Annotated in this window: 12 protein-coding genes and 1 tRNA gene; 12 read left to right on the top strand and 1 reads right to left on the bottom strand. The window is 44.1% G+C overall.

Translation table 11 applies throughout. The features are described 5' to 3' along the window. Positions 1-2 precede the first annotated feature (2 nt). From I2D69_RS03795 to I2D69_RS03820, 6 genes are all read left to right on the top strand, one after another. A complete protein-coding gene (locus I2D69_RS03795) occupies positions 3-1253 on the top strand; it encodes a Gfo/Idh/MocA family oxidoreductase (protein WP_118582303.1) in 1251 nt (416 codons plus the stop codon). Then, the gene (locus I2D69_RS03800; protein ID WP_118582306.1) at positions 1240-2067 is read left to right on the top strand and encodes an acyltransferase domain-containing protein; all 828 of its coding nucleotides are present in this window, start codon (positions 1240-1242) and stop codon (positions 2065-2067) included. The genes I2D69_RS03795 and I2D69_RS03800 overlap by 14 nt, the downstream gene beginning before the upstream one ends. 147 nt (positions 2068-2214) lie before the next feature. Next, a complete protein-coding gene (locus tag I2D69_RS03805; RefSeq protein ID WP_148461673.1) occupies positions 2215-3144 on the top strand; it encodes a sugar phosphate nucleotidyltransferase in 930 nt (309 codons plus the stop codon). A 36-nt stretch (positions 3145-3180) separates the two neighbouring features. Next, the gene (locus I2D69_RS03810) at positions 3181-4263 is read left to right on the top strand and encodes an aminoglycoside phosphotransferase family protein (RefSeq protein ID WP_148461808.1); all 1083 of its coding nucleotides are present in this window, start codon (positions 3181-3183) and stop codon (positions 4261-4263) included. A 202-nt stretch (positions 4264-4465) separates the two neighbouring features. Further along, positions 4466-5482: a UDP-glucose 4-epimerase GalE gene (gene galE, locus I2D69_RS03815; protein WP_118582312.1), complete on the top strand. Its 1017-nt coding sequence runs from the start codon at positions 4466-4468 to the stop codon at positions 5480-5482. Further along, positions 5482-6090 carry an HAD family phosphatase gene (locus I2D69_RS03820; protein WP_195379426.1) on the top strand — a complete coding sequence of 203 codons (609 nt, stop codon included), beginning with the start codon at positions 5482-5484 and terminating at the stop codon, positions 6088-6090. Before galE ends, I2D69_RS03820 begins: the two co-directional genes overlap by 1 nt. A 57-nt stretch (positions 6091-6147) precedes the next feature. Here the strand turns inward: I2D69_RS03820 and I2D69_RS03825 are convergent. Further along, a tRNA-Phe gene (locus tag I2D69_RS03825) sits at positions 6148-6220 on the bottom strand. Positions 6221-6395: 175 nt separating this feature from the next. Between I2D69_RS03825 and I2D69_RS03830 the strand changes: the two genes are divergently transcribed. The 6 genes from I2D69_RS03830 to I2D69_RS03855 all read left to right on the top strand — a co-directional run bounded on the left by I2D69_RS03830 (position 6396) and on the right by I2D69_RS03855 (position 12857). Continuing rightward, positions 6396-8252, top strand: coding sequence for a DUF6020 family protein (locus tag I2D69_RS03830; RefSeq protein ID WP_195379427.1), 1857 nt, complete (start codon positions 6396-6398; stop codon positions 8250-8252). Positions 8253-8413: 161 nt separating this feature from the next. Continuing rightward, on the top strand, positions 8414-9412 hold the full coding sequence (locus tag I2D69_RS03835) for an FAD-dependent oxidoreductase (RefSeq protein ID WP_173718214.1): 999 nt from the start codon (positions 8414-8416) through the stop codon (positions 9410-9412). 55 nt (positions 9413-9467) lie between these two features. Further along, positions 9468-9770: a thioredoxin gene (gene trxA, locus I2D69_RS03840; RefSeq protein WP_118582321.1), complete on the top strand. Its 303-nt coding sequence runs from the start codon at positions 9468-9470 to the stop codon at positions 9768-9770. Between the two features lie 5 nt (positions 9771-9775). Then, positions 9776-11515, top strand: a complete 1740-nt coding sequence (locus tag I2D69_RS03845) for a B12-binding domain-containing radical SAM protein (protein ID WP_173718215.1) — start codon at positions 9776-9778, stop codon at positions 11513-11515. A 210-nt stretch (positions 11516-11725) separates the two neighbouring features. Then, complete coding sequence (locus I2D69_RS03850) at positions 11726-12313, top strand: AIR synthase-related protein (RefSeq protein WP_173716892.1); 588 nt, start codon at positions 11726-11728, stop codon at positions 12311-12313. 43 nt (positions 12314-12356) lie between these two features. Continuing rightward, positions 12357-12857: a tRNA (cytidine(34)-2'-O)-methyltransferase gene (locus I2D69_RS03855; protein WP_173718216.1), complete on the top strand. Its 501-nt coding sequence runs from the start codon at positions 12357-12359 to the stop codon at positions 12855-12857. Positions 12858-12914: the final 57 nt, after the last annotated feature.

A 12914-nucleotide genomic window follows, 5' to 3' on the forward strand; every position in this document is an offset into this window, starting at 1 on the left:
GTATGAAAAAGGTAACGAGTATTGTAATTGGAGCAGGCCTTAGAGGAGGTCATGTTTATTCTCAGTATGCACTGGACCATCCAGATGAATTTCAGGTGGTGGCAGTTGCAGAGCCGGATAAAGAGCGCAGAGAGAGCTTTGCAAAAAGACACAATATTCCGGAAGAGCTTTGCTTCGAAAGCTATGAAGAGCTTCTTGGAAAAGAAAAGCTGGCAGATTGTGCCATGATCTGCACCATGGACAGGATGCATTATGAGCCTACGATCATGGCTCTGAAAAAGGGATATCATGTACTTTGTGAAAAGCCCATGTCTCCCGACAAGAAAGAAATCATTGAAATGGGAGAGATGGCGAAGAAATACGACCGTATTCTGTCCGTGTGCCACGTACTTCGGTATTCTCCGTTCTTTTCCAAATTAAAAGAACTTCTGGAAGAAGGCAAAATAGGAAGACTTATGACTATCCAGCATATGGAAGAGGTAGGTTACTGGCATCAGGCACATAGCTTTGTAAGAGGAAACTGGAGAAATGCAGAGGAATCCAGTCCTATGATCCTGCAGAAATGCTGTCATGATATGGATATCATGCTGTGGCTGGCAGACAGTAAATGCGAAAGCCTTAGTTCCTTTGGTGAACTGTCTTATTTTACAGAGGAAAATGCACCGGAAGGAGCTCCTGCTTATTGTCTGGATGGATGCCCACATAGAGATGAATGTGCTTTCTATGCACCACGCTTTTATCTGGAGAATTTAGATGGCTATCTGGTACGTGCAGTGACCGATCAGACAGATCCGGAGCATGTATTGGAGGCTTTGAAAAAAGGACCTTACGGAAGATGTGTATTCCACTGTGATAATACAGTAGTAGATCACCAGTCCGTTGACATAAAGTTTGAAAATCAGGTAACAGCGTCCTTCCTTATGACAGCCTTTACAGACCAGTGTGCTAGACGGATCCGTCTTATGGGAACAAAAGGTGAGATCAAAGGCGATATGGATGCAGGTACTATTGAGATCAGAGATTTTGTCAGTGGGAATCTGGAGACAATAGAGCTTCACACACCTGCAAACGGACATAACGGAAGTGATATGAGTATGATGCATGATTTTGTCCGTATGGTAGGAGAAGGAAGAAAGGGTAAAACAGACGCTGCTGTTTCCGTGGAGAGTCATCTGATGGCACTGGCAGCAGAGGAAGCAAGAATAACGGGACAGGTTGTAAATCTCAGAGGATTTGCCAATGAAAATAAATGAATTTTTAGCTGAAATCAACATGCTGCCGGAGGCTGTGCATCTGCTTAATGAGCTTCAGGAATCCGGACGCATTGGGGAGGAAGAATATCAGGAAAATAAGCTTTTGTATGAGAAAGACAGAGCTTTGTTTTATGAAAAAATTCTTTTGGAAAAGGATTATCGGCTTGTGTTTCTGTATTATTTATGCCGCATGGGCGCCGAAACCTATGATGCTTATGAAAAGCGGGGAATCAGCCGGGAAATTTTCAGGGACACTTTTTACGATCTGACCTTTTGGTGTGAAAACTGTTTTCTGGAATATGGAGAGTATGGAATTGATGAATACGACTGGTTTTTCCGCCATATGAAGCTTACCATTTTCAGGCTTGGAAGAATGCAATTTGAAATCATGGATTCCCGCTGGAATTTTACAGCAGGAGAAAGAATGGTAAAAAAAGGAGATCCGATCATCAGTATTCATATTCCACAGGGCGAAAAGCTCACACTGGAGAGTGTGAGGGAATCCATTATTCAGGGAATGGCTTTCTGGGGAAAAGAGATGCCGTATCTGTGTCATTCCTGGCTGCTCTATCCGGGGCTTAAAGACATTTTGCCGGAGAAAAGCAATATCATTATGTTTCAGAATCAATTTCAGATTGTAGAAACAGATTGGGATGAGCGTGAGGCTGAATGGCGTATTTGGGGAAAGGTACAGCGGAACCTGAATGTATATTCCGAGAACACATCTCTTCAGAGAGCTGCAAAGAAATATCTGAAGTCAGGAAAAGTGCTGGGGAGCGGTCTGGGAATATTAAAACCGGAGTATTTCCTGTGAAATAATTGATAGAAATTGACAAGAAGAGATTTGTCTGTTACCATCGAACCAGGGGCAATTGTTTGTCCCTGGTATCGTTATGAATAAGCAACAAAGCGGATTAGGAATATCCGTTTTGACAAATAAAAAATGGGAGGCAGCAATAACATGAAAAAGCCGGTATTGGTAGTAATGGCAGCAGGTATGGGAAGCAGATATGGTGGCCTGAAGCAGATCGATCCTATTGATAAGGACGGGGACATTATCATTGATTTTTCTATCTATGATGCTATTCAGGCAGGGTTTGAAAAAATTGTATTTATTATAAAGAAGGAGAATGAGGCTGATTTCCGTGCTGCTATCGGAGATCGTATGAGTAAGCATATCCAGGTAGAATTTGTATTCCAGGATCTGCATAATCTTCCGGAAGGCTTTACAGTTCCGGAAGGACGTGTGAAGCCATGGGGAACCGGACATGCAATCATGAGCTGTATCAATGTGATTGATGGACCTTTTGCCGTTATTAATGCGGATGATTATTATGGACGTCATGCATTTAAGATGGCATATGATTTCCTTACAGAGAATCAGGATAAAGACGGCATTTATCAGTACATGATGGTAGGCTACAAGCTTGAGAACACATTGACAGATAATGGACATGTGGCTCGTGGTGTTTGTGTGACAGACGAAGAGGGATTTCTGAAGGATATTAATGAGCGCACCCATATTGAGAAGAGAGATGGCGGTGCTGCTTATACCGAGGATGATGGTGCTACATGGACAGAGCTTCCTATGGATGCTACGGTGTCTATGAATATGTGGGGATTTTCTGCAAGCATTCTGAGAGAACTGAAGGACAGATTCCCATTATTCCTGAAAGAAAATGTGGAAAAGAATCCTCTGAAATGCGAATATTTCCTTCCATTTGTTGTAGATGAGCTTCTTGGCGAGAAGAAAGCAACTGTCAAAGTTCTGAAATCTATGGACAAATGGTATGGAGTTACCTATAAAGAAGATAAGCCGGTAGTAGTTGCTGCAATTCAGAAGCTGAAAGATGACGGTCTTTATCCTCAGAAGCTTTGGGAGGAAAAATAAGTGGGAAAAACAAAAGATGTAAGCCATCAGGAACTGATGGAAGTAATCAACAGCTTTGATTTTGGCGGTAAACTTGAAGAGGTTGGCATATTTGGAAATGGCCACATTAATGAGACTTACTGTGCTGTATTTTCCACAGAAGCCGGACAGAAGCGCTATATTCTCCAGAAAATGAACAAGCAGATTTTCAAAGATCCTGTTGGTCTTATGGAGAATATCAGTGGTGTCACCTCCTGGCTGAAGAAGAAAATCCTGGAAAATGGCGGGGATGCAGAGCGCGAAACCCTGAATATCGTAAATGACCGTGCTGGAGCTCCTTATTTTGTAGATAAAGAGGGAGAATACTGGAGAGCGTATCTGTTTATAGAAGATGCAACCTGCTTTGATCAGGTGGAAAATGACGAGGATTTTTACCAGAGTGCTCTTGCATTTGGTAATTTCCAGCGCCTTCTTGCTGATTATCCGGCAGATACTCTTCATGAGACAATCCCGGATTTTCATAATACAGTGAAGCGATTTGCCAATTTTAAAAAGGCTGTGGAAGAGGATGCATGCGGACGGGCGGCTGATGTTCAGAAGGAGATACAGTTTGTCCTGGAAAGAGAGCAGCTGGCCCATACACTTGTGGATTTACAGGATGCAGGTAAGCTGCCTCTTCGTGTAACGCACAATGACACAAAGCTGAATAATATCATGATCGACAATGCTACCCATAAGGGAATCTGTGTGATCGATCTGGACACGGTAATGCCGGGACTTTCTCTGAATGATTTTGGTGATTCCATCCGTTTTGGCGCAAGCACGGCAGCAGAGGATGAGCAGGATATTTCCAAAGTGTCCTGTGACCTTCATCTGTTTGAGGTGTATGTAAAAGGATTTCTGGAAGGCTGCGGCGGTGCCCTCACAGATTTGGAGGTGGAAATGCTTCCGATGGGTGCAATCCTGATGACCTTTGAGTGTGGAATGCGTTTCCTGGCAGACCATCTGGAGGGAGATCATTATTTCCGCATCCATCGAGAGAATCAGAATCTGGATCGTGCAAGAACCCAGTTCAAGTTGGTGTGGGATATGGAACAGAAATTATCTGAGATGAAAGCTATTGTAGAAAAATATAAATAGTGGTATTCTAAACTTGGCAGGCATAAAAAATGCCTTCCAGGTTACTAATAAGGATTGCAAAGAATGGACATAAACCATCACAGTTGCTGTTTGCGGATAACATTCCGTGGAGTGCTGTGAAAAGAGAAAACAGCAGAAGGTTATTTGTTTATTGATTGTGATGAATGGTGGGAACTTTGCAGCAAACGAGGAGGAAAATATCATGGCAATTTTAGTAACAGGCGGTGCAGGATACATTGGAAGCCATACAGTTGTAGAACTTCAGAATTCCGGTTATGACGTAGTAGTTCTGGATAATCTGTCTAATTCCAGCGAGAAGGCCCTTGACAGAGTTTCCAAGATCACAGGCAAGCCGGTTAAATTTTATAAAGCAGATATCCTGGACAGGGAAGCCCTTGACCAGATTTTTGACAAAGAAGACATTGACTCCTGTATTCATTTTGCCGGACTGAAGGCTGTTGGAGAGTCCGTTGTAAAGCCTTGGGAATATTATGAGAATAATATTGCAGGAACCCTGACTCTTGTAGATGTAATGAGAAAACATGGTGTTAAGAATATTATTTTCTCTTCCTCTGCAACTGTATATGGAGATCCGGCACAGATCCCGATCACAGAAGAATGCCCGAAAGGACAGTGTACCAACCCATATGGCTGGACCAAATCCATGCTGGAGCAGGTTCTTACAGACATCCAGAAAGCAGATCCGGAGTGGAACGTAATGCTGCTTCGTTATTTTAATCCGATCGGTGCCCACAAGAGCGGAACCATCGGCGAAAACCCAAATGGTATCCCGAACAACCTTATGCCATACATCACACAGGTTGCTGTTGGCAAGCTGAAAGAGCTTGGCGTATTCGGTAATGACTATGACACTCCGGATGGAACCGGCGTGAGAGATTATATCCATGTAGTAGATCTTGCCAAAGGTCATGTAAAAGCGCTTAAAAAGATCGAGGAGAATCCTGGACTTGCAATCTATAACCTTGGCACAGGAAAAGGCTACAGTGTTCTTGATATTGTGAAGAATTTCGAAGCTGCAACAGGCGTTAAGATCCCATATGCGATCAAACCACGTCGTGCAGGCGATATTGCTACCTGCTACTGCGATGCTTCCAAGGCAGCGAAAGAGCTTGGCTGGACAGCTGAGAATGGCATCCGTGAGATGTGCGAGGATTCCTGGAGATGGCAGAGTAATAACCCGAATGGTTATGAAGACTAATGATTCGGAATTTAATTTTTGATGTTGGAGATGTACTGGTGGAGTATCGCTGGTTTGAGATGCTGACCAGGGACTACGGCCTTTCTGAAGCTGAGGCGAAGAGAATTGGCGAGGAAATGTTTGACAATGAGATCTGGGTACAGGGACTTGACGGAGGAAGGCTGAGCCTTGAGGAAGCCATTCATCAGTATGAACTGAAGTACCCGGACGATGTGGATGTGATGGGCTGGTTCCTTCGAAACGGAGAGCAGATGGCTGTAAAGCGTCCGGAGGTCTGGGACAAGGTTGCAGCGCTAAAGGAAAATGGTTATAAGATTTACCTGCTTTCCAACTACTCAGAAGAACTGTTCCATGTGCACACCAAGGGAGCGAAATTCCTGGATGTGCTTGATGGGGGAGTTGTTTCCTATCAGGTTCACGCCCTGAAGCCAGACAGGGAAATTTATGAAATCCTTCTGGAGAAATATAGCCTGAAAGCAGAAGAGTGTCTGTTTTTCGATGACCGCATGGATAATGTGGAAGGAGCGAAGAAGGCAGGAATTCAGGCGATACAGGTGACATCCAGAGAGATGCTGAACGAAACATTAGATGAAATGCTTACAAAATAAATGAGGCCGCCCCTTCGGGGGCGGCTTTTTCCAGAGCGTGTCCGAAAAATAAAAAAATGCCCAGAGCCGGAATCGAACCAGCGACACGAGGATTTTCAGTCCTCTGCTCTACCAACTGAGCTATCTGGGCATTTATAAGTTCTCTGAACTTACAGCGCATATAATAGCACAGAAACTGCTCTGGCGCAACAAAAATTTCAAAAAATCTGTAAATTCCCAAAATTTACCTTGTAAAAACCACGCCTTGCTTTTCATATATAGTAATGTTAGAATGGCAGTGTGATAAAAATCGGGAGGATTTATTGGTGGAAAAAAAATTAAAAAAATATACTTTGCCGGTTATTGCTGCCATTTTAACAGTGTTTGCTCTTTCCATGACGGGCTTGTATGCTGGTTCGGCAGATAATCCGGGAGAAACATTTCTTTCTTTATGCAAGAAAGAGATGACAGGAATCGGAATCGACAAACTGGTGGTTCTCATTGCGATCATTGCATTGTACATGAAATGCTGGAGGAATTTTTGCAGAAGCTGTAAATGGATCACGCATCTGATCGCCGCCATGTTTTCTGTTTTTATGCTGATCGGAATGTCCTTTTCCGTGCAGGGAAACTGGTCCTTCTTTACAGCTGGGAGAAATCAGATTCTGATTGCATTGCTTACATGGGCAGGATTCTTTTTTCTGTTTGATATAGTGATCAGTCTTTTATATGCATATGGAGAGAAGCATCCTTTTCTGCACAGCAGGAATATAAAGAAATTTCCGGAATTTATGGAAAAACACTACCTTCTGGTAGCATTTTTGCTGATTTTGGCAGGATGGCTTCCCTATATCCTGATCTTCTGGCCAGGAAGTGTTCCCTATGATGGCTTCCGGCAGCTGAATATGTTTGCCGGAAATCAGAGATTTACAAACAAGCATCCATGGGAATTAAGCCTTATAATGGGAGCCTTGATGACAATTGGAAATGTGATCAGTGATAACTGGGGCATTTTCATGGTGGTTGGCGTGCTGGCACTGATTTATGCGGTATGTTATGCCACTGTTTGTTATAAACTGAAATCATGGGGAGCACCAAGATGGTTCAATATCTGCTGTATTGCATTTTTCAGTCTTGTGCCTGTATTTGGAGCTTATTCCCAGACGATCATTAAGGATGGAAGTTTCAGCGCTCTGTTTTCCCTTTTCATGGTAATCTATGTGGAATGTTGCATTCCCACCCTTCGGGAAAAAAGCGGTCAGTCTTTAAGACAGCAGCTGACAGTGCTGTTTCTGGTTGGCTTTGGCATGTGCATTACCAGAAATAATGGACTTTACATGGTGCTTCCTGCATTTATCCTGTTATTCTTTTTCCTTGGAAAAAAACGCAGACTGTATGCAGTTGGAATGGTGATCCTTGTGACAGTGGGCTACATGGGGCTTCAGAAAGAAGTGGCACCGAGACTATACATTGGTAATTTCCCATCCAGAGTATTTTTCTCAATTCCAATGCAGCAGACAGCCAGATATCTGAAGGAATATCCGGATGATGTGACAAAGGAAGAAGCTAGAGCAATTGACGGGGTGATGAAGTATGATGAGATTGCGGATTTGTATAATCCGGAACTGTCTGATCCGGTAAAGGCAACTTATCGCGGCGGACATATTACCATGGCGAAGCTGAAACGCTACTTTAATGCCTGGTTCAGCATGTTTCTGAGGCATCCGGGGGTGTATATAGAAGCCACACTTCATAACAGCTATGGATATTATTACCCATTTCATAATTGCACCGCGCAGAGCTCCTACCGCTTCTATACAGTAAATGAGCCGCTGATTGAAGAGTCAGATTATCATCAGATCTTTTCCGCAGAGACAAGGAATCAGCTGAAACGTTATGCCGATCTGTGGAGTCAGATTCCAGGTCTTGCGCAGATCTGCAATGCGGGAACCTACACATGGATCGTGATTCTGCTCCTTGGATATCTGATCTACAGGAAGCGATGGAAAGGAATCCTGGTATTGGCTGCCCCGGCGCTGAATGTGGCAATCTGTATAGCTTCTCCGGTAAACGGTCTTCTGCGTTATGCGTTTCCGTTGATGGCGTGTATGCCAGCTGTGATATTCTGGGGACTGGCTTATGCAGAGAAGGCTATAGACGATAAAAGAACCGACGAAAAATGAAAAGTCTGAATTTCTTTTATAGAAAGTATATTGTCAGGTAACTATTTAGCAGGTACCCTTCAGGGAATGGGGTAACTGTGAAGATACGGAACAGTTACATGGTAAATAACAATATGTGGAAATGATTGGAATCATAAGAAAGGCAGGTGATTCTGAAGTATATGGAAAAAATAATCATTATCGGTGCCGGACCGGCAGGAATTTCCGCAGCTTTGTATGCTGCCCGGGCAAATATGGATCCACTGGTGATCAATAACGGCATTGGTGCTTTGGAAAAAGCAGAAAAAATAGAGAATTATTATGGTATGGAACATCCTGTTTCCGGGAAAGAATTATTTGAGACAGGACTTGCACAGGCGAAAGCATTAGGCGTGCGGATCCTGGAGGCACAGGTGCTGGGGATTGGCGGGTTTGATACTTTTACAGTAAAGACAACAGCAGGTGATTTTGACACCATCAGCGTGATTCTTGCCACAGGAAGCAAACGAAAGGCTCCTGCAATTCCGGGGATTAAGGAACTTGAGGGAAGAGGTGTCAGCTACTGTGCTGTGTGCGACGCATTTTTCTACAGGGGAAAGGATGTTGCAGTGCTTGGAAACAGCGACTTTGCTCTTCATGAGGCAGAAGAACTGGCACCTATGGCTGGTTCTGTTACCATTTACACAGATGGGAAAGAACCGGAGTTTTCCAGGAAATCTTCTTTTGCGGTGAATACAATGAAAATTCAGTCTGTAGAGGGAGACGAGAAGGTGTCCGGACTGCGTCTGATCTCTCAGTCTGAGACGGATGCAAAATCAGATACTGACGGAGAGAAGAACTTTCAGCTTTTGCCAGAAGGAAAGGAAGCTGAAATGGAAGCTTCAGAGCTCCATAACCCGGAGAGTCCGGTAAGGGATTCCACGGAGACATTTGTCCCGGCAGACGGCGTTTTTGTAGCTCTTGGAACTGCAGGAAGTGCAGAGATGGCAAGACAGATGGGCGCGGCACTTACTGAGAAAGGCAACATCAAGGTAAACGAAAAGATGGAGAGCACCATTCCGGGGCTTTTTGCAGCAGGTGATTGTACCGGCGGTCTTTTGCAGGTGGCAAAGGCAGTTTACGATGGCGCTCAGGCAGGACTCAGTGCAAACCAGTATGTGAGAAACAGACAAAAAAAGTAGAATTGCGGCGTGAAATCAGAGAGAAGAATAGACCGATAGAAAGGATGGATCAATTATGGCAAAAGTAATCACAACACAGAATTTCGAAGAGGAAGTATTAAAATCTGAGAAACCGTTTCTTCTTGATTTCTGGGCAACCTGGTGCGGACCATGCATGCGTCAGGGGCCAATCGTGGAGGAACTGGGAGAGGAAGGCTATGCAGTAGGAAAGCTTGATGTAGACCAGAACATGGAGCTTGCACAGCAGTTCCGGGTTATGAGCATCCCTACCCTGATCATTTTCAAGAACGGAGCAGAAGCACACCGTCTGGTTGGTCTTACAGATAAAGAAGAGTTAAAGAAACTTCTGGACGAGTAAGAACGATGAAGATATTACTTGCAGCATGTAATGCAAAATATATACATTCCAATCTGGCTGTCTTTAACCTGAAAGCCTGCGCAAAAGAATATGACAGCAATGTTGTACTTCGGGAATACACCATCAATCAGCAGAAGGATGACATTCTGAAGGATATTTACAGATGTCACCCGGATGTGATCTGCATATCCTGCTATATCTGGAACATTACTTTTGTGCGGGAACTGATGCAGGATCTGAGAAAGATCCTGCCGGATGTTCCTTTCTGGGCGGGAGGCCCGGAGGTATCGTATGATGCAGAGGAATTTCTGAAAAAGAACCCGGCATTTGATGGTGTAATGGTTGGAGAAGGAGAGGAGACCTTCCTGGAACTGGTGAAGCACTATGTGAATGGAAGTCCTTCTCTGGAGGAAACCACCGGACTTGTGTACTGTAAACCAGACGGTACAATTCAGAATAACGGATGGCGGCAGATCATGGATTTAAGCAGGGTACCCTTTGCTTATGAAGATCTGAAGGATTTTGAAAACCGTATTATCTATTATGAGAGCAGTCGGGGCTGTCCTTTTTCATGCAGCTATTGTCTGTCATCTGTGGACAAGAAACTGCGTTTTCGCGACCTGGAACTGGTAAAGAAAGAACTTCAGTTTTTCCTGGATCACAAAGTGCCACAGGTGAAATTTGTGGACAGAACCTTTAATTGCAAGCACGATCATGCAATGACCATCTGGCAGTACATAAAAGATCATGATAATGGAATTACCAATTTCCACTTTGAGATTTCAGCAGATTTGTTGAGGGAAAATGAACTGGAACTGATGAGCACCATGCGTCCGGGGCTGATCCAGCTGGAAATCGGTGTACAGTCCACAAATCCGGACACTATTCGTGCTATCCACAGGACTATGGATTTTCCGAAGCTGGCAGGGATTGTAAAACGCATCCACAGTTTTAAGAATATTCACCAGCATCTGGATCTGATCGCTGGTCTTCCTTATGAGGATTATGACAGCTTTCACCGGTCCTTCAATGATGTTTATGCACTTCGTCCCCAGCAGCTTCAGCTTGGATTTCTGAAGGTTCTGAAGGGCTCTCATATGAAAGAGATGACAGAGGAATATGGCATTGTGCATAAAGAACTGGAGCCATATGAGGTACTGGGAACCAGGTGGCTGCCATATGAAGACATTTTGAAGCTGAAAATGGTGGAAAGTATGGTGGAACTGTACTATAATAGTGGACAGTTTCAGAATACCATCGCCTGTGTGGAGCCTTTGTTTGAGGATGCTTTCACATTGTATGAGAAGCTGGGACAGTTTTATGAGAAAAAAGGTTATTCAGAGATTTCCCATTCCAGAATGCGCAGATATGAGATTCTGCTGGAGTTTGTGAAGGAAGAACTGGAAGAACAATCCGCAGTAAAATCTGGAAATCAGGATCCTGAGGTGGAGAATTCCGCGGGAAAAGCTGCGGAAGATTGCAGAGGAATGGAAACTGCGACCTGGGAAAAGGTGGCAGACAGCATGATCTACGACCTGTATCTCCGCGAAAACCTGAAAAGTCATCCATCCTTTGAGTATGACCAGAAGCCCTATGAGAAAGCAGTCTGGGAGTACAGGCGCCAGGAAAAGGTGCCCAAGACAGCGCATATTGAGGTGTTCCGGGATGGGAAAATATTGTTGTTTGATTATGAAAACCGGGATCCACTGCTTCATAATGCGGCAGTGAAGGAAATTCAGATATAATAAAGAAAGGGTGTAACTGTTCGGCTGGCCGTATTGACATGGCGTATATTTGTAGTCTGTAAAGTGCCGGATGGTTATGAGAGGTTAAAAATTATGGGAATGTTTGATCCAAAGAAAAGAAAACTTGTAACTGCGATCATTGCTGTTATTCTTGTTCTGGCAATGGTAGTTCCTGCTGTCCTCTCTCTTCTTCTGTAGGGAAAAGAGAAAATGAGGCTTGGAAAAGCGGCTATGGAAGCACTGCAGGCTGAAATCAGCGGGCTTCTTACGCCTGGAAACGAACTGGTGGTGGCTGGAGCCATTGCTCTTTACGGCACAGCGCAGATTGCAAGGGAAAAACATGAGATTTTAAGAGAGCATTTTTCAGAAGGTTTTTTACGGGAGGCAGAGAATCTGAGAACCCTTTACGGGACTGCGGATGAGATAAATATAAAAGAGGCTGGCGCTACCGCTTTTTATGCAATGGGCGAGGGTGGTTTTCTGAGTGCTCTGTGGAAGATGGCGGAGGCTTCCCAGGTGGGACTGGAAATGGATTTTTCCAAGGTACCCATACGCCAGGAGACAATTGAAATTTGTGAAATCTTTGACATTAATCCTTATAAGCTGAATTCGGAAGGGGCTGTTCTGATCGGTATTCCGGCAGGAGAAGCATTGGTGCAGGAGCTTCGCAGAATGGGCATGATGGCTGCTGTGATTGGACAGACGAATGCTGGAAATGACAGAATGCTTTACTACAATGGGAATGGCAGGTATCTGGAGCGGCCGGCTAAAGACGAGATATATAAGATATTGCCTTAAAATCGAAATAAAACTGCTGTAATTACAGGAGAGTATAAAAACTATGGGAACATTAAACATTGTACTTCATGAGCCGGAGATTCCGGCGAACACAGGAAATATAGGACGTACCTGTGTGGCTACAGGAACCAGGCTCCATCTGATCGAGCCGTTGGGATTTTCATTAAGTGAGAAAGCACTGAAACGTGCCGGAATGGACTACTGGAAAGATCTGGATGTAACTACTTATCTGGATTATGAAGATTTTCTGGAGAGAAATCCTGGAGCGAAGATTTATTATGCGACTACGAAAGCACCTCAGACTTATGCGGATGTGAAGTATGAGGATGACTGCTTTATCATGTTTGGCAAGGAGAGTGCCGGAATCCCGGAGGAGATTCTCCGTGACAATCAGGAGACCTGCGTAAGGATTCCCATGCTGGGAGAAACAAGATCCCTGAATCTGAGTAATTCGGTTGCCATTATTCTTTATGAAGCCTTTCGTCAGCATGACTTTGCCCATTTGAAACTGGATGGGCATCTGCGCAAGTATGACTGGAAATAGTAAAAGACCTGGAGCTTTTTTTCAACACGCTCCAGGTCTTTGTTTTTTATAAAAAGA

The sequence above is a fragment of the Ruminococcus sp. D54t1_190329_F1 genome (genome assembly GCF_015551645.1).
Classification (GTDB): Bacteria; Bacillota; Clostridia; order Lachnospirales; family Lachnospiraceae; genus Blautia_A; species Blautia_A faecis.